The sequence below is a fragment of the Vibrio viridaestus genome (genome assembly GCF_003856525.1).
In the GTDB taxonomy this organism is placed as follows: Bacteria; Pseudomonadota; Gammaproteobacteria; order Enterobacterales; family Vibrionaceae; genus Vibrio; species Vibrio viridaestus.
The window spans coordinates 104,058-122,924 of sequence record NZ_RJVQ01000003.1 but is presented as its reverse complement, the minus strand read 5'-3'; the positions used below and the strand labels follow the sequence as shown (position 1 = coordinate 122,924).

At 41.9% G+C, this 18,867-nt stretch carries 15 protein-coding genes and 1 pseudogene; 7 read left to right on the top strand and 9 right to left on the bottom strand.

The features are described from left to right. Window positions 1-83 precede the first annotated feature (83 nt). Entirely contained in the window at window positions 84-1,388 is a 1,305-nt protein-coding gene (tig, locus tag EES38_RS08145) for a trigger factor (protein ID WP_124936689.1), read from the bottom strand. A 488-nt stretch (window positions 1,389-1,876) separates the two neighbouring features. Here tig and EES38_RS08140 point away from each other — a divergent pair, with 488 nt between their 5' ends. After that, window positions 1,877-3,670 carry a sensor histidine kinase gene (locus tag EES38_RS08140; protein WP_124936688.1) on the top strand — a complete coding sequence of 598 codons (1,794 nt, stop codon included), beginning with the start codon at window positions 1,877-1,879 and terminating at the stop codon, window positions 3,668-3,670. Window positions 3,671-3,674: 4 nt separating this feature from the next. Then, the gene (locus EES38_RS08135; RefSeq protein ID WP_124936687.1) at window positions 3,675-5,015 is read left to right on the top strand and encodes a sigma-54-dependent transcriptional regulator; all 1,341 of its coding nucleotides are present in this window, start codon (window positions 3,675-3,677) and stop codon (window positions 5,013-5,015) included. Between the two features lie 58 nt (window positions 5,016-5,073). On the opposite strand, the gene EES38_RS08130 is transcribed toward EES38_RS08135, so the two are convergent. The 7 genes from EES38_RS08130 to EES38_RS08100 all read right to left on the bottom strand — a co-directional run bounded on the left by EES38_RS08130 (window position 5,074) and on the right by EES38_RS08100 (window position 13,341). After that, a complete protein-coding gene (locus EES38_RS08130; RefSeq protein WP_124936686.1) occupies window positions 5,074-6,435 on the bottom strand; it encodes a TRAP transporter large permease in 1,362 nt (453 codons plus the stop codon). Continuing rightward, the gene (locus tag EES38_RS08125) at window positions 6,432-7,085 is read right to left on the bottom strand and encodes a TRAP transporter small permease (protein WP_124936685.1); all 654 of its coding nucleotides are present in this window, start codon (window positions 7,083-7,085) and stop codon (window positions 6,432-6,434) included. Before EES38_RS08125 ends, EES38_RS08130 begins: the two co-directional genes overlap by 4 nt. 64 nt (window positions 7,086-7,149) lie before the next feature. After that, window positions 7,150-8,145: a TRAP transporter substrate-binding protein gene (locus EES38_RS08120; protein WP_124936684.1), complete on the bottom strand. Its 996-nt coding sequence runs from the start codon at window positions 8,143-8,145 to the stop codon at window positions 7,150-7,152. A 225-nt stretch (window positions 8,146-8,370) separates the two neighbouring features. Further along, a complete protein-coding gene (locus EES38_RS08115) occupies window positions 8,371-9,621 on the bottom strand; it encodes an ABC transporter substrate-binding protein (RefSeq protein WP_124936683.1) in 1,251 nt (416 codons plus the stop codon). A 1-nt stretch (window position 9,622) separates the two neighbouring features. After that, window positions 9,623-11,089, bottom strand: coding sequence for an ATP-binding protein (locus EES38_RS08110; RefSeq protein ID WP_124936682.1), 1,467 nt, complete (start codon window positions 11,087-11,089; stop codon window positions 9,623-9,625). Between the two features lie 2 nt (window positions 11,090-11,091). Further along, window positions 11,092-11,814 (bottom strand): response regulator, encoded by a 723-nt coding sequence (locus EES38_RS08105; protein WP_124936681.1) that lies wholly within the window; start codon window positions 11,812-11,814, stop codon window positions 11,092-11,094. 51 nt (window positions 11,815-11,865) lie between these two features. Beyond that, a complete protein-coding gene (locus EES38_RS08100) occupies window positions 11,866-13,341 on the bottom strand; it encodes a protein adenylyltransferase SelO (RefSeq protein WP_124936680.1) in 1,476 nt (491 codons plus the stop codon). 212 nt (window positions 13,342-13,553) lie between these two features. Here EES38_RS08100 and EES38_RS08095 point away from each other — a divergent pair, with 212 nt between their 5' ends. The 5 genes from EES38_RS08095 to EES38_RS08080 all read left to right on the top strand — a co-directional run bounded on the left by EES38_RS08095 (window position 13,554) and on the right by EES38_RS08080 (window position 18,452). Further along, on the top strand, window positions 13,554-15,086 hold the full coding sequence (locus EES38_RS08095; protein WP_124936679.1) for a bifunctional GNAT family N-acetyltransferase/carbon-nitrogen hydrolase family protein: 1,533 nt from the start codon (window positions 13,554-13,556) through the stop codon (window positions 15,084-15,086). 161 nt (window positions 15,087-15,247) lie between these two features. After that, a complete protein-coding gene (locus EES38_RS22145) occupies window positions 15,248-15,385 on the top strand; it encodes a hypothetical protein (RefSeq protein ID WP_166434223.1) in 138 nt (45 codons plus the stop codon). A 91-nt stretch (window positions 15,386-15,476) separates the two neighbouring features. Further along, complete coding sequence (locus EES38_RS08090; protein ID WP_124936678.1) at window positions 15,477-15,968, top strand: putative pterin-binding protein; 492 nt, start codon at window positions 15,477-15,479, stop codon at window positions 15,966-15,968. 17 nt (window positions 15,969-15,985) lie between these two features. Then, complete coding sequence (locus tag EES38_RS08085; RefSeq protein ID WP_124936677.1) at window positions 15,986-17,881, top strand: putative bifunctional diguanylate cyclase/phosphodiesterase; 1,896 nt, start codon at window positions 15,986-15,988, stop codon at window positions 17,879-17,881. Between the two features lie 4 nt (window positions 17,882-17,885). Further along, on the top strand, window positions 17,886-18,452 hold the full coding sequence (locus tag EES38_RS08080) for an alpha-ketoglutarate-dependent dioxygenase AlkB family protein (RefSeq protein WP_124936676.1): 567 nt from the start codon (window positions 17,886-17,888) through the stop codon (window positions 18,450-18,452). A gap of 7 nt (window positions 18,453-18,459) precedes the next feature. On the opposite strand, the pseudogene EES38_RS22925 reads toward EES38_RS08080, so the two are convergent. After that, window positions 18,460-18,828, bottom strand: a pseudogene (locus tag EES38_RS22925) (methyl-accepting chemotaxis protein); the annotation flags it as partial. Window positions 18,829-18,867: the final 39 nt, after the last annotated feature.

Genomic DNA, 18,867 nt, shown 5'->3' with positions numbered 1-18,867 from the left:
TGGCCCGGATGATGGGTATCATACGGACCATTGTTAGCAGAATAGTTCACCTAAAGTCAACCATCTACGCTACATATTGCTTATTAAGCCGCAGCTTCAGAGTTCATTAACTCATTAAATTTCATTTCTTTTTCAGAAACTTTTGCTTTAGCAATAAGTGCGTCTACCGCTTGCTCTTCAAGAGCTACGTTACGCATGTTGTCCATAAGCTGTTGATTTTGCTCATAGTAAGCCACAACTTCAGAAGGATCTTCGTAAGCAGATGCCATTTCTTCAATCAGAGCTTTCACTTTTTCGTCGTCAGCTTTGATGTCTTCAGCTTTGATGACTTCGCCTAGAAGGAGACCCACAACAACGCGACGTTTTGCTTGCTCTTCGAACAGTTCGCGAGGAAGCTGTGCTGCAGCTTCTTCATTACCACCAAAACGCTGTGCAGCTTGCTTACGCAATGCACCGATTTCTTGGTCGATAAGGGCAACAGGTACGTCGATATCATTTTCTTTAACTAGGCCATCAATCGCTTGAGTCTTGATGTTTTGCTTAATCGCTTGCTTAAGTTCGCGTTCCATATTTTTACGAACTTCAGTTTTCAGAGCTTCAATGCCACCTTCAGCAACACCAAAACGAGCAACGAATTCATCAGTGATTTCTGGAAGCTCACGCTCTTCAACTTTGTTTACTTTGATAGCGAAAGTCGCCGCTTTACCTTTCAGGTTTTCTGCGTGGTAATCTTCAGGGAAGTTTACTTCGATTTCGAATTCCATACCCGCTTTCTTACCAGCGATACCGTCTTCAAAACCAGGAATCATACGGCCTTGACCCATTTCTAGGTTGAAACCTTCAGCTTTACCACCTTCGAATTCTTCGCCGTCAATACGACCTGTAAAGTCGATATTTACGCGAGTGCCTTCAGCTGCTTCTGCGTCAGACTCTTTCCAAGTTGCTTGTTGTTTACGAAGAGTTTCAAGCATTTCAGCAACGTCTTCGTCTTTAACAGTCACTGCTGGTTTCTCAACAACGATGTTGTCCAAACCTTTCAACTCAACTTCTGGATACACTTCAAAAGTTGCTGTGAATACAAGGTCTTTACCTTCTTCGTTGTCTACAGGAGCGAACGTTGGTGCACCTGCTGGATTAATTTTTTCTTTAACGATAGATTCGATAAAGTGGCGTTGCATTACTTCGCCTAGAACGTCTTGACGTACTGCTTTGCCGTACATTTTTGCAACCATCTTCATCGGCACTTTGCCTTTACGGAAACCGTCGAAACGACGATTTTTAGCGATGTTGCGTAGTTCTGCTGTTACAGCATCTTCGATGTTTGCAGCAGGAACAGTAATATTCAGACGGCGCTCTAGGCCTTCTAGCGTTTCAACAGTAACTTGCATTGTATATAAACCTCAAAACTCGCTCATATAAACGTGAGCATCATGAGCTTTAGTCTCACTCGAACTAAAGCCTCATCCATGTTTTGTACCAAAGGTACTCATTATGATTTTTTACTCGTCCTCAAACACAAGACACGAATAAAAGGGTATTCGATACACGTTTGCGAACGGAGATAAATCGTCTTTAGACAAATTTCCAGACGCGACATTCTAACGACCAACTTTCCAACTGTCGAGCCTAAGCCCGTTCAGAGGTGAATCTCTAAGCAAAAATCAGAAAAAAGTCGTCATTTGGCGCAAAATATAACTTGTATCGCTAAAAAATGGGGACAGTATCTTAATTTTCAAGACAATCGAACGATTTTTTTAACCCTCATTTTAAAAAGAGATCTGGCTCAGATTTTAATTCAAAGTTCGCAATGTTATTTCGTCGAACCATTCCTAAAATTGTATTCTCCTTTAAAGTCGTAACTATACAATGGTGTTATATGTGGTCGATTAAACGAATCAATATTATTTTTGCCTTGTTAGTTGCACTGTTAGTGACTGTCGGCGCCAACATAGTTTGGCACCATAGCTATCGGTCACTAATATCCGAACACCAATTACAACTTGAGCGATTCTCAAGCCATATTACAACCACGATTGATAAGTACTCACATATACCTAAACTCTTATCAAAAGACAGACAACTGATTGATGCCTTGTACCAACCCAAGAACTCAGCTCAAATCGATATTACAAATCGCTATTTGCAGGAGATTAATCAAATCGTTAACGCCTCAGACACGTATCTTCTTGATGCGAATGGTACAACTATTGCTGCTAGTAACTGGCAAAACGATAAAACATTTCTTGGCCGGAACTTCGAATGGAGACCCTACTTCCAACAGGCATCGAAAGGCGAGAGTAGCCAATATTTTGCTCTTGGTTCAACTTCTGGAGAACGTGGTTACTATTACTCAAGCCCAATAGTGCACGCAGGTAGTGTGCTCGGTGTGGTCGTCGTAAAAATGGATCTGTCCTCTATCGAAGAACATTGGAAAAATGATGGTAGCTATTTTGTCGCAACAGACACCAATAATATTATTTTTATGTCGAGCCGAGCGGATTGGCTGTTTAAGAGTTTAACGCCTATAAACGCTATAAAAATGGAAGCCATTAAGCAGTCACGTCGCTACCTCAACCGTGACATTGAGCCATTACAATTAACGATAAACCGCCATATAACCCACAATGAGTGGTTGGATAACCGAATTGACTGGATGCAGGGAGACTACATTGTTTCCAACAAAGCACTAACAAACATCCCTCTCATTATCAGAGTCGTCACACCCAAGATTTCCGTATTTTGGTCGAGTTTCTCATACATATTATTATCTCTCATGGCTTCTCTAATTTTATATCTTTCCATTCTTCTCTTACATAGCCGTCGTGTCCGTCAACGACATATGGAACTATTGCAGGCGGAAGCAAAACAAAAACTCGAATTTCAGGTAATGGAAAGAACGGCTGACTTGCACAGCGAAATTATCGAAAGAGAAAAGACAGAACAGCAGCTACGCAAAACACAAAATGAACTTATTCAAGCGGCTAAACTTGCTGTACTAGGCCAGATGTCTTCAAGTGTAAGTCACGAGCTTAATAATCCTCTTGCCGCAATCCGGAGCTATGCCGAAAACGGAAGGCGCTTTCTGACTAAAGAGAAATACGAGCGGGTTGACGACAACTTAATTCGAATTTCAGCACTGACAGAGCGTATCGCTCAAATTAGTACGCAACTCAAATCCTTTTCACAGAGGTCGAATCAACAACGCAAAAAGTGTCTGGTCCTTCCTCTTATCTTGTCAGTCAAAGATCTCCTGCAACCGCAGCTTAAAAGTCATCGAGTGAATTTAACTCTGGATGAAAACACACCTGATATCTACCTTTACGTGAATCCAGTCGAATTTGAGCAAGTTTTAGTCAACATAGTGACCAATGCTATTCAGGCCGTAGATGAAAAAGAAGATAAAAAGGTTCACATTGGTGTTTCAACTCATCAGGACGAATGCAACATTACTGTTGACGACTCTGGACCAGGAATTCAAGCTGATGACACAGACAAAATATTTGAACCCTTTTACACTACGAAAAAGAATGGACTTGGATTGGGCCTATCTATCTCGATGCAAATTGCAGAGTCCATGGACGGTACAATTATCGCGTGCTCAAATGAAAATGGTGGAGCCAGGTTCATACTTACCCTCCCCTTATTGCGATTAACTAAAACACAAGGATAATTCTATGTGCGATGTGTTTTTTATTGATGATGAAGATGACATCAGAACCGCAATGGAGCAAAGTTTTGAGTTGGCTGAACTTTCAGCATTGTTTTTTGCGAGTGCAGAAGATGCATTAGTTGAGCTTAAACGTGGTATTACCCCAACCGTTGTGGTGAGTGATATTAAGCTTCCGGGCCTGAGTGGCGTTCAGTTGATGAATTCAGTGTTGCATCACGATCCAGACATCCCTGTGATTTTAATTACCGGTCATGGGGACATATCTATGGCCGTACAAGCGCTCCATGACGGAGCTTACGATTTTATCGAAAAGCCGTTTTCAACGGAGCGGCTCATTGACTCAGTTAAGCGAGCTCATGAAAAACGCTCACTAGTTATAGAAAATAATCAATTAAAACAGAGTTTAAAAGAGACTAAAGCGCTAGGTCCAAGAATCATTGGCGATACTGACTCAATAAAAGATCTTCGTAAAACCATTACTCAGATCTCATCGAGCGATGCCGATGTTCTACTCTTCGGTGAAACTGGCACTGGTAAGGAGTTATTTGCTCGTTCTATTCATGAGCAGAGCCCCAGACGCGAGAATAACTTCGTCGCTGTCAATTGCGGTGCAATGCCAGAAAACTTATTAGAAAGTGAACTCTATGGCCACGAAAAAGGCGCATTTACCGGTGCCGACAACAAGAGGATCGGTAAATTCGAGCACGCTCAGGGAGGAACGCTGTTCCTTGATGAAATCGAGTCAATGCCAATGCCGGCGCAAATTAAGCTTCTGCGCGTTTTGCAAGAAAGGATGGTTGAAAGAGTTGGCTCCAATGACCTTATTCCGCTTGATATCCGTATTATCGCAGCAACAAAAGTAGACCTCAAGCAAGCAGCAGAAGCCGGCGATTTTCGCTTAGATCTTTACTATCGTCTTAATATTGTCACACTGAACATTCCTCCTCTAAGGGAACGAAAGGAAGATATCCCTACCCTTTTCCACCATTTTTTACTCGTAGCCGCAGCACGATATGCAAAAACGGCTAATGCGCTATCAAATCAGGAAGTGCACACCCTACTAAGCCATAATTGGCCAGGAAATGTAAGAGAGCTGCGTAATGCAGCAGAACGATTTGTGCTGTTGGGAAAATTGATTCAGTTAGATATGGCTGAACATCCAACCGATAGTGCGTTGAATCTTAATGAACAAGTCGCCGAATATGAGAAGTCACTGATTGAAAATACGCTCATAGAATCTAACGGAAGCATTAAGTTAACTATGGAAAAACTTCAAATCGCCCGTAAAACTTTATACGACAAAATGCAGAAACACCATCTCAACAAGGATCACTATAAACCCTGAATAAAAAACGGTGCCACTCATTGAGTGGCACCTTAGAACGAGATAAAGTTTGTTTAAACTATTTCGTGATAATTTCTGGTCCCATCAATGTCGTAGGTAACCAAGTCGATACCCAAGGTACGTAAGTAACGATAATCAGGAATAGGAACATGATTGCGACCCAAGGCAATGCCGCTTTCACTACGTTCATCATCGACATTTTTGCCACACCCGCGGTAACAAACAGATTGAGTCCCACTGGTGGGGTTATCATCCCTATTTCCATATTCACAACCATCATTATCCCCAGGTGGATTGGGTCAATACCAAGTTCTATAGCGATTGGAAATACTAACGGAGCCACAATGATCAACAGCCCTGATGGTTCCATAAATTGACCACCTATGAGCAGTAAGACGTTCACCACAATTAAGAATGTGATCGGTCCTAAGCCCATGGATAACATCGATTCTGTGATCATCTGTGGAATCCGTTCTTCCGTTAAAACATGCTTCAGAATCAAAGCATTAGCAATGATAAACAGTAACATGATAGTCAACTTACCTGCGTCATAGAGTGTCGCTTTCGTATCTTTGTGCACAAAGGCCTGAGCAACTTTTGCTAATGCTGGAAGACGGTTACTCTTGTCGGCAAATGGACCCATGTCTTTGTAGATGAAGTTTGCAATAAGAAACGAATAAACTGCCGCAACAGCCGCTGCTTCCGTTGGAGTAAAGATGCCTCCATAAATACCACCAAGAATGATCACAACGAGTAATAACCCCCAGACGGCGTCTTTTGCAGCGCTAAACGCTTCACGCCACCCAACAAACGGCTGTTTGGGAAGATTTTTGACCTTAGCTGCAATATAAATGGCGATCATCAACATGACACCAGCAAGCAGACCCGGGATTACTCCCCCAAGAAACATACGGCCCACGGACACGTCTGTAGCCGCAGCATAGACCACCATAACGATTGAAGGTGGAATAAGGATACCAAGTGTTCCAGCATTACAGATAACCCCTGCCGCAAACTCTTTGGTATAGCCATTCTTAACCATCCCAGCGATAACAATACTTCCAATCGCAACAACGGTTGCGGGAGAAGAGCCAGACAAAGCAGCAAACATCATACATGCGACAACCGACGCCATCGCTAAGCCACCTGGAAACCAACCTACCATGGCAATCGCGAATCGGATGATGCGTTTAGCAACCCCCCCAGTGGACATAAAGCTCGAAGCCAAAATAAAAAATGGGATAGCCAGTAATGTGTAGTGACCGGCAAATGCATTAAATAACGTTTGGGCAACAGACGCTAAAGACGCCTCTGAATGCATCATTAGAAATAGGATACTTGATAAGCCTAAAGAGACGGCGATCGGAACGCCAATCAGCATGAAGCCAATAACGAATATAAACAGTAAAAGAATACTCATTTCGAACCTCCGTTATTGTCCTGATCATTTCCATTCAGAACTTGATCTTTTAACTGTTCCAATTCTTCTTCCGCTTCGTGCCCAGCAATTAATCTATCGATATCACCTTTAAGAATTTGAATTGTCATTTGCACAAAACGGAATGTGAGTAATGCCATACCAATCGGCAAAGCGGCATAAGGAATAAAACGGGGTAATTTTTCATATCGTTCCCCTTCATTTAAAACATCCGCTAAAAATTGGAGAATTTCTGGCATGGGAATGTCATCTGTTTCATACCATGCTCGAGTTGTGATAAAAGGATGCCAATAATTCCACGCACCAACGAGAAGCAATATGGAAAAGGTTAAACAGCACAGTGCAGCCAATATTGCGTACGTTTTCCTAAGCCCATCTGGTGCCATATTAATAATAACGTCAACACCAATGTGGAAGTGTTTCTTGACACCGTAAGAGGCTCCAACCAAAACCATCCAGGCAAACATGAATACGGTAAGTTCTAGCGCCCATAAGATGTTGTCATTAAATACGTATCTCAGCACAACGTTAGCAAATGTGAGCAACGTCATTGCCCCCAAAAAAAAGGCAATCAGGAACTCTTCTATAGAGTCCGTAATGGCGCCAACACGATTAAAGAAGTTACTTTTCATCGTCGTAGTCTCATCGTTTTTATAATAGCCTCACCCAAAAATACTTAGGTGAGGCGCAGGAGGATTACTGATTCGATGCGAGTGCAGCATCAATCAAATCGGAGCCAATGTCCTTTTCAAACTTCTGCCAAACGGGTTTAAGCGCCGTTACCCATTCTTCCCTCTGCTCAGGAGTCAGAGTACGAATTGTTCCTCCTGCATCAATGATATTTTGCTTATTCGCAAGGTTTACTTTCATCGATTCTGCGTTACGTTCTTCGGTTACTTCCGCAATGATAGTGCCTAGCTGCTGACGAGTATCTTCTGGAAGATCATTCCAAAAGTCTGTCGATGTGACGACAAGATAGTCTAGAATCCCATGATTGGTTTCCGTTACACTGTCTTGAACTTCAAAGAATTTCTTACCGTAAATGTTTGACCAAGTGTTTTCCTGCCCATCAATTACCTTAGTCTGAAGACCGCCATAAACCTCTTTAAAAGACATTTTTTGCGGATTAGCGCCAAGCTGCTCAAACTGTGCAACTAAAACATCACTGGCCTGAACGCGAAATTTAAGACCTTTTGCATCTTCAGGATGAATTAATGGCTTATTCGCAGATAACTGCTTCATGCCATTGTGCCAAAAAGCAATGCCCTGAAGACCTCTTCGACGCATGGCATTTTTAAGCTTTTCACCGGCATCCGAAGTCTGAAAGCGGTCGACTGCATCGACATCTTTGAACAAGAATGGCAAATCAAAGAGACGATATTTTTTGGTGAACTTTTCGAACTTCGACAGCGATGGAGCAGCAAGTTGGACATCCCCATTAAGAAGAGCTTCGAGGACCTTATCGTCATCGTAAAGAGTGGAGTTAGGGAAGACTTGCATACATGCTTTGCCATTCATTTCTTCGTTTACTCGCTTTTCAAGTAACGATGCAGCAATACCTTTAGGATGCTTGTCAGCGTTGGTTACATGACTGAATTTAATAACCACCTCACCAGGATCACAATTGGCGGAGGCGCCAAAACTGGTAGCAGCTAAAATCGAGGCAGCGAGTAGAGCAAGAGGCTTTTTCATTATTGTTCTCCTTTGATTAACCTTTAAAGCATTGTTGCTAGAGGGTTAGACTTATACAGCAATAGTTAAGCCAAATGACAAAAATGATAATTATTTTAAATTACATCAATAATTTAAATACAAAGGCAATTATTCAGACAGAGCAGTTATGGAAAATATGGGTGGGATTCTACTCGTAATAAAATAATAAATGGGTAGTTTTCCACCCATTTCTAGACAGAGAGATTACATCGCAGCCTGAACAGCTTTAGATAAGCGATAAGCTCCGAGTTTAGGATCGGAGTTAGGGTCATGGAAAAAACTCGAAATAACATCATACATAGCACGTTCGACATAACTGGTTGTTGCCATCCCATGAGCCATGCTGGGTACGAGAGTGTTATTCTGTGATGCTTCAATGAAAGCATAATGAGATTGGAGTGCACATTCATCAAAACCCTCCAGGGAAACATCTTTTCTCACCGGGATAGACCCCTTATTGAAGTTAAAGACTCGTTGAAAATCGGGCGTCAAAACCGTTTTGGCTAACGCTTTTTGTGCTTCAATATCGTCTTGCTTTTCTAACTGAAAGAACACAATACTGTCTACGTTGTAGATAAAAGCACCGCCCGTATTAAACGCTGGAGTACATTCGTAGTCTTCTCCAGCTCTAAGATGAAGCGAGTCAAATTCTCCTTTTGCCCAATCTCCCATAATTTGCATCGCGGCTTTACCTGAAGCAAGTAACGATGACGCTTGGTTCCAGTTTCGACCGCGAGACTTGGTATCGACATAGGATGACAGTTGTTTAAACTTGCTGAAAACCTCAACCATTTTAGGACTATTCAAGGTTGAAGAATCGAGATCGACAAACGCTTTACGGTACCCATCCACGCCCAAGGTATCTAACGCGACAACTTCAAACAAAGTAGCGTCCTGCCATGGTTCTCCTCCGTGGGCAAGCGGCAAAATTCCTTTGGATTTTAGAGTTTTAGCGACCTTGAAAAAATCATCCAATGAATGAGGGACTTCTAAATGAAACTTTTGAAAAATGGCGGAGTTTACCCACATCCAGTTAATACGGTGAATGTTTAAAGGCACCCCAACATAACGGCCATCAGATCTCATTATGTTGGCAATCAGTGGCGGCAATAATTGGTCCCAATGTTGTTGGTTGGCGACATCATTCATATTCGCGAGTAAACCTAAACTCGCCCAATCTTGGATATCTTTTCCTTTAATTTGCGCAGCCGAAGGCGGGTTACCTGATATTGCCCGGGTTGCCAATACGGTCATCGCACTCTCACCCCCACCTCCTTCAATAGCAAAATCTTTCCAATGATGTCCCTGCTGGCGTAATTTATCCTTTAGCAAGTCAATCGATTTAGCTTCGCTGCCTGAAGTCCACCAATGAAGGACCTCCACTTCCCCAGGAAATACACTCGTAGAGAAGCAGATCACAATAATCAACATGAGGATTCTATTCACATATTTCATGTCATTCACTTACTAAAAGACGTTCAGTATTGGGAAGCGTCACGGTAACACGCAAACCTGTTGGCTCTAGGTTATTGAGTTCAATACTACCACCGTGCCCATGAATGATACTGCGACAAATCCCCAGCCCTAATCCATGTCCAGTATCGTCTTTAGCTAACCTAAAATAAGGCTCAAAAACCGCCTCCAGCTTCGATTCATCTATCCCTGGGCCTTTATCGGAAAACGACAAGTATATCCATTGCGGATCGCTATCAACCAGTATATCGACGCGCTCTCCATACTTAATGCCATTCTCAATCAAATTGGCGCACACCCGACGAATAGCCAGAGGCTTACCCATCATTCTGACTGGTGCGTTGGAGTAGAAAAACACTTTTTGCTCATCGATATTATAAGCTTCTGCTATCGACTGAATTTCTCTGACAATATCAATTTCAGCATCATTCTCATGCAAATCAGTATCCCTAAGACACTGCAATGCGCCTTTCACCATCATTTCTAAATCGTCTAAATCATGATTGAATTTTTGTCTTTTGACATCATCATCCAAAAGCTCTGTACGTAGGCGAAGCCGAGTAATTGGCGTTTTTAAGTCATGAGATATAGAGGAAAATAGCTTTTCCCGGTCAGATATATACCGTCTGATTCTCAACTGCATGCGATTAAAAGCTCGGGTTGCCATAATCACTTCTTCAGCACCCTCTTCTTTTAGCAGCGTTGGCTCATCGACCATACTCATTTCATTTGCTGCTCGAGCCAATTTTCTCAGAGGCCGAACTTGACGACGCATCAGAAGAAACGTCAGCATGAGTAACAACAGTGTCGACATTATTAATGAAAATAATTGCTCTTTACCAATGAAAGGGATACTTAAATTCATATAGGGTGACGGTAATAAAGCCGCTATGTAAATCCACTCGTCAGCTTTGAGTTCGATTTGAACGACCAAAACCGGGGGATTGAGAGGCTCAAGGGTTAGCGTTTGATACGCCCATGAGCGAGGCAGATCAGATAGAAAAATATCGTTCTTTATTAACCGTAACCGTTCAGGCTTAGAAAATTCGACATGAATTGACTCGACATTCGCCAATTTCTGCTGCAAAACATCCTTCACAGTACGTATTGATGTCTCTTTCAAAAAAGTATCTGCAACAGGTTCAACAATCAGTTGTTCTTTGTTAATCGAGACAAAAAAACGAGTTCCCCCCATATTGCGCACCTGATCCAGAATAATATGGCGGTATTTTACGGGAAGAGACTGGAAAAACGTCACCGTTGAAGCAAACATACCAGCCATATTCGATGAAACAGACTGAACCCCTTCGATATGTTGCTGCCGAGTATCACGATACATCACTGTCATGACAATAACCTGAGCGATTACCACAGCAGAAAGGGTCAGTAATAAAGTCCGGTTTACGAGTAGATTAGGATTGAATACATACCAAGACGAGTGTTTTGCCATGATTACCGCTCATAAGTGACTGGGACAGATAGAATATAACCACTACCCCTCATCGTCTTGATATACGATGGAAACACCTCACTAGTCCCTAAGCGCTGACGTAACCGACTTATCTGTACGTCGATACCTCTTTCATTGGGTAACGTTTCTCGGCCACGGGTTGCGTAAGAGATTGTATCCTTGTCTAGTACTTCTTTGGGATGTGTCAGAAACAGAATTAAAAGCGAGAATTCACCACCCGAGAGATTATGTTCATTCCCATCAATATCGACCATTCTTTGCGACAGAGTATCGAGAGTCCAGTCACCAAAACGAATGGTTTTAGGTAGCGCAATTTCTTTCTTTTCGCTCATGAGTTGGACGCGACGCAAAACCGCATTAATGCGAGCAACAAGCTGACGAGGATTAAACGGCTTGGCAATATAGTCGTCGGCGCCAATTTCCAATCCTTCGATCTGATCCGCTTCGTCAGATACAGCAGTAAGCATAATAATGGGTACAGATGAGTTCTCTCTTATCTTCTTACATAACTGAAACCCATTGGAATCTGGTAACATCACATCCAATAAAATCAGATCGGGGTATTCATTTTCATCGAGATAGCGGAACAAATGACGACCATTTTCTGCGGTATCGACCAAAAATCCACTTTGCGACAGATATTCCTGCAACAATTCGCGGATTTCCGGATCGTCATCGACGACTAATATTCGGGCACTTAACACGTTCAAACCTTTTGTTATTGATCATCCCTGATGCGCAATATCAACGGATGGCTAAGAAGAGCAGCTGATCTCCAGATGTTTGCCCCAATCAGGTGGCAATTTGGCGTACTCGTCAAATTCGGGCTGTTCATCGAATGGTCGGGACAACACCTTCAACAACCTGTCAATTTCGGAATAATCACCTTCTTCTGCTAATGATATCGCCTGTTGAGCCAAATAATTTCTTAATATGTATTTTGGATTTATGGCGCGCATTTCATCACACCGTTCAAACACGCTTTTTCTTTGATTAGTCACATTTGACTCTGACTCACAGCGCAGAATATACCTGTTTATCCATTTCTCTGCACTGACGCGATCCACAAATAAGTCAATAACATGATCAGCAGACTGCTGGTCCAACATAGATAACTGTCTAAAAAACCTTGTATGATCAACATGGTCTTTTTCCAATAATGCGAAGCAATCTGAGATCAAATCACCATCTCCAGCACTTCGCTCAATCAGGCCAAATTTTTTACGCATGATTTCACTGTATTTATGGTTTAACGCATCATCATATGATGCTAGCGCCTCTTCTAATTGTGTTTTTTCTATTAGTGGGGAAAAAGCCTGAGCTAATGCGGTTAAGTTCCATAAGGCAATTCGGGGCTGCATACTAAAGGAATAACGCCCCTGATAATCCGAGTGATTACAGATAAAATTTGGATCATAATCGTCAAGAAATGCATAAGGACCATAGTCGAAGGTATCACCAATAATAGACATATTATCGGTATTCATTACACCGTGACAAAAACCATAGGCCTGCCACAATGCAATCATATGAGCGGTTTTCTTCACAATAGCCGTAAATAAAGCGTCGTAAGGTGCTTCTGCTTTCGCACATTCAGGATAAAGCCACTCAATAACGCTGTCAGCCAACAACTTTAATTCATCATGTTGCTGGGTGTAATAGAAATGCTCAAAATGTCCAAAACGAATGTGTGTTTTTGCAATTCGGAGCAGCATAGCGCCAGTTTCTTTGCTTTCACGATAGACTGGTGTCTGACTGCTCATCATAGCAAGGGCTCGAGTTGTAGGTATTCCCAAGGCACTCAATGCTTCGCTACCCAGATATTCACGGATGGTTGAGCGCAGCACAGCACGCCCATCTCCCATTCTGGAATAAGGTGTTCGCCCAGCTCCCTTAAGATGAACGTCCCAAATAACACCCTCGTTATCTTCTATTTCAGTCAGCAATAAACCGCGGCCGTCCCCGAGATCCGGATTATAAACACCAAACTGATGTCCTGCGTATTTCATTGCTAATGACTGATTACTTTCTGATGACAGAGGCTCAGAACCAGATAGCTGATTGACCAGCTCTTTCGTAGGTTCTGGAGGAAATCCTAACTTTTTCGCAATAGCGCTATTCCATACCACCAACTCAATATCATCGAGAGGTTCAGGTTGCTGTCGGGTGTAAAATTGAGTCGGTAGAGAAGCATAACGGCGATGGAACTTTAGAGGGAACGAAAGAGTCATTGAAATACACTTAATTGCTAAGAATCTTAATTTCAACACTAGCAAATACCCGAGTAAGTTACTAGGTTATAATGCTTTAAACCTAAGCAGTCGCAGAACACCAATAAAAGGAACATATATTTTCCCACGGCATAATCAATAACAAAACAGTCCTTGAATTAGATGCTTAGGTTGTTCAAGATGAAAAGAGATATTAAAAGGAGTACTCCCGAATGAGAACGGCAACGCCAAGATTAACACTACGCGTTATAGAAAAAAGTGATTACGACGAACTTGCGGCATTGATGGATTTAGTGTTCCCGGATGTCGGCGGAGCGTGGCCAAGAATGACGATTATGGACCTAATCCATCAGTATCCTGACGGTCAAATATGTATCGAAGACGATGGAAAAATCATTGGTGGCGCCCTGACCATCAAAGTTGACTATAATCGTTATTCTTTACCGCACTTCTATACAGACATTGTCAATGAGCATAACGTCATTCAGCACAATCCAAATGGTGACGCACTATACGGCTTAGATGTGTTTGTTCATCCAGATTATCGTGGTTTGCGCCTCGGTAGACGGCTTTACGAAGCGCGTAAAGAACTGTGTCGCAATGATAACTTAAAAGCCATCCTCTCAGGTGGTCGAATCCCGGGCTATAAAAAATACGCTAAGGAGATGGAAGTTATTGACTACATAAAAAAAGTAAAACGCAAAGAAATTCACGATCCTATTCTTTCATTCCAACTTGCGAATGATTTTGACGTAAAACGCTTGATGAAGAAATATCTTCCAGAAGATAACAGTTCTCAGGGTTACGCAACGCTTCTTGAATGGGACAACTTCTATTACGAAGGTGATTTACACTCAATCCACGACGCAGAAAAAACCATTATTCGTTTAGGTATCATCCAATGGCAGATGAGAAAGGTTGCCAGCGTAGAAGAACTGTTGGAACAAGCTGAATTCTTTATACAGTCACTTTCCAATTACAAAGCCGATTTTGCATTACTACCTGAATTTTTCAACGCACCGTTGATGGGTCTACAGCATGGTCAGTCGTCCGTTGAAGCGATTCGATATCTAGCGTCTTTTACCGAGCAAATTAAAAATCGCTTTTCTGAAATGGCTATCACCTACAATATCAATATCATCGCGGGTAGTATGCCAGAAGTGAAAGACGACCAACTTTATAATGTCTCTTACCTTCTTCATCGCGACGGAGATATCGACGAACAGGCCAAAATTCACATTACTCCACACGAGGAGCGTGAATGGGTTATTGATGGTGGCGACAAAATTCAGGTATTTGAAACTGATGCAGGCAAAGTTGGCATCCTAATTTGTTATGACAGTGAGTTCCCTGAGTTAGGCAGAATCATGGCTGAGCAAGGGGTGCAGATTATATTCGTACCATTCTGGACTGATACGAAAAACGGTTATCAACGAGTAAGACTTTGTTCTCAAGCTCGAGCAATCGAAAATGAGTGTTATGTTGCTATTGGTGGTAGCGTTGGCAATTTGCCACAAGTGGATAATGTTGATATTCAGTACGCGCAGTCTGCAGTATTTTCGCCATCGGACATTTTCTTCCCTCATGATGCAACCATCACTGAAGCCAATCCAAATACAGAAATGATTATTTTTGCAGATGTCGATCTGGATAAGTTAAAGCAACTTAATACAGAAGGCTCAGTAACCAACCTGCGTCACCGCCGTTTAGATCTCTACGGTAAAACATCTAATGCAATAAAATAAGCATCCTGAGCATCTACTACAGGCGAGTATGAATAAATTACTCGCCTGTTATTGCAATACCCGTCACCTCTTTTTGGTAATTCTTGACCTCACGTATGGCTTATATTTTGCATTACCTTAACAAAGTGCCGTTAATTCGTTGCAATTTGAGAGAGGTTCTTATGAGATTACATAATAAAGCACCCAAAATAATGACTTGCTCTGCCGCGATACTGATCATTACCGCAGTCACGCTGCCGGTATATCTGATTGAAGATGTTACCTACAAGAAACCATCGGCAATTCACATAGACAAATAAAATCATGAAAGCGAATTGAAGAAATACCAATAGTTGCCTATCAATTAATAATAACAATAACGCTCATTGCATATCACTCAAGGTATCTGTAATGCAAAATATACTCAGCCCGAAATTTTGTCTTTCTCTAGTCATCGCCTTTTGCGCTCTTTTTTCATTTACAATTAATGCAAAAGAAAACTCAATTCTAACTTTTGAGATTAATAATGAAAGTTATCAATATACGTTGGATGATCTTACTCAGATGTCTGATACTGAGTTTAAAACTGAGACCCCGTGGACCGCGGGTAAAACTGACTTCTCCGGTGTATCGTTAAAAAAACTCGCTCAACAGCATAATATCAGCTCCGGAACGTTCAAAGTCATTGCTCTCAACAATTATTGGTCAGAAATACCTTATTCAGACATCGACAACTATGATCCAATCATTGCGATAAAGAAAAATGGCAAATTTATGCCAATACGCGATAAAGGGCCATTATGGATCGTCTACCCATTGTCTCAAAAAGGTGAAGTCAATAATGAGCTTTTGCACAGCCGAATGGTTTGGCAGACCTCAAAAATTGAATGGACCGCAAATTAAAATAGATAACGATAACTATGCTCAGCCGTAAATTATTTGGGTTAGTAAGCCTTCTAACTCTCGTCCTGATATTTTGTCTTTGGACTGTTTATAAGTTAGAAGGTTCTTATAATCTTCTAACCAAACATACTCAGCTTTCCGCTTGGGCTCTCGCCAAAATGGGACTAGAGACAGAAGATTTAGTTCGTGCCATTGAGAAAAACCAATTTGGTGAAGCTGGCGCGCAACAAGACCTGCAGCTGAAATATGATATTTTATGGAATCGCTACTCAACCTTCCTCACCAGCAAAGAAACAGCTCAGATGAGAGCAAAATTTAATGCAAAAGAAGAAGTCACAACCGCATTTAATAAACTCAAGCTATATGAAACCGCTGTAATTACAAACGACCTGAGAGCACAGGCTCGGATGTTAGACGACTTCAATCAGGTGGAGAAAGATATTCGTGATCTGATTATCATCAGTTTCACTAGTGAACAATCTGTCCAACAACGCGAATTACTTTCTAGAAATAAGAATGAAACTTCACTCTATATTCTGGTCATGTTGTTGGTCTTTATCGTTCTGTCTTATATGGTCTACAAAGATGCAAAAGCGCAGCAGTTTCTAGCGTGGAAAGACCCATTAACTAAGCTCGGTAACCGAAATGACCTGATGCGCTTACTCAAAGAAGAGTCTTCTAATTCGAATTTTCATCTTTTGTTGTTTGATATTCATGGTTTTAAAGGACTCAATGATAGTATCGGATACGAATATGGTGACCAGTTATTAGTTTCTGTAGCCAAACAGCTTATGGCTATTTCTGAACAATACGAAATTCACTGTTTTCGTATTGGCGCAGATGAATTTGCCATCACGTCACTCAATCCGGATTTAGAAGTAAAATCCTTTGCAAAACGCTTGTGGAACAAAGTGGACGCCTGTCTCAAAGAACTTGATCCAGCCAAAAGGATGACTTTGTCAATGGGTGTCGTCGCAAGTTCCGCACTCTTAAGTAACTCCCAGCACATTCGTCGCGATAAGCTGATTTTGAACCACGCAGAATTAGCATTAAATCGTGCCCAGAAAGCGTTAAATGGTCCTATAGTTTACTTCGACCAAGACATTGAGCAGGAGACCAGAAAACGGAAAAGATTAACTGATGACCTGTCACTGCTGTTATTAGAAGGCAATACCCAGACTCAGCTCTACCTTTGCTATCAACCGATAGTTGATATTAACCAGCGAGAGAAAATAGGATGTGAGGCTTTACTCAGATGGAGCCACCCAGATTTTGGTATGATTAACCCAGAATACGTTATTTCGATCGCTGAAGAGGCTGGGTTAGGTCAAAAGCTTGGATTGTGGGCTATCCGCTGTGTTAGGGATGTACTTTTGGATAAGTTGAAGCCGTATTCTGAACGAGTCGAAATATCGGTAAACTTGTCAGATTCACTTTTTAATACAGACCTATCCTCGACTGTTTTAGATATCTTTGGCCGAGACAACGAACACCTTTTAAAGTCGGTGATATTTGAAATAACAGAAACAATGACTCTGGATGATTTACCCCTGAGCCAAGCCGTTATACAAGACTTAAAATCAATTGGTATCCGTACGGCCTTAGACGACTTTGGTACTGGATGGTCTTCTATGTATAACCTGAATCACTTGAGTTTCGATAAAGTGAAAATCGACCGCTCTTTTATCGTCAATATCCATGAACTCGATAAGCAAAGCCTGTTCACTTCCTCTATTGTGTCACTATCTCATGGCCTCGGTATCCGCGTCGTAGCGGAGGGCGTGGAGAAAGTAGAAGAGTTAGACAAATTAAAAGAGCTCGGCATAGATGAGTTTCAGGGATTTTATTTCTCAAAGCCAGCCAAGATCGATAAATTTATCACTTATTGCCAGCAATATTTAATAACTGTGTAAGCTCATGCAACGAATTGAGTTATTGGACGGTTACTTGGACTATCAAGAGGAGTGGATAGAAGACCCTCTTAACCTTCTTGCCTCTATAAAGAGAGACCTTGATTGGCAACAAGGGCAGATAACTCTGTTTGGTAAACAACACAACATACCACGACTTCAGTGCTGGTACGGAGAAAAGGCGTATACCTATTCCAACACTACGCTGCCAGCCAAACAATTTGCCCCCCTGTTACGTCCTATTCTTGATAGGGTCAACTCATTCTGTGATAAACAATTTAACAGTGTATTAGGCAACTGGTATCAACATGGTAAACACTCCATGGGATTTCACGCCGATAATGAACCAGAACTCGGTAAAAACCCGATTGTTGCAATGATCACACTCGGAAAATCAAGACCCCTATTATTTAGGCATAACAACGGCATTGATAAGTTTTCGATTTCCCCATGTTCGGGGTCATTGTTGATTATGGGGGGACAAATTCAGCATTTTTGGAAACATGGACTCAATAAAAGCCAGAGAGATATGGATGACCGAATCACTCTGACTTTTCGAACCATTCTAACTTAAATCACCACTAACTCGCCAGGTTAAGCGCACTTACAGAATTAGAGATATTTTCTGCACCGCGATAGATTTCATCAATTACACTGGTAACTTGGCTAATCTTATCTTTGCCTAGCTCCGAAATAGTATCCACTTCCTTCATTGCACTGGTTGCTGAAGCCATAAGGACATTGGTTTCCTGTACGACTTTTGCGATTTCCTCTGTCGATTGCGACGTTCTCGATGCTAACTTACGCACCTCATCAGCGACAACCGCAAACCCTCTCCCTTGCTCACCGGCACGAGCGGCCTCTATTGCTGCATTGAGTGCCAATAAGTTAGTCTGCTCTGCTATCCCACGAATGGTTGAAACAATTTCTTCAATATTCTTTGACTTAGCATTAAGCGACTGAATCTTACTCGATGTTTCCTGTACTTG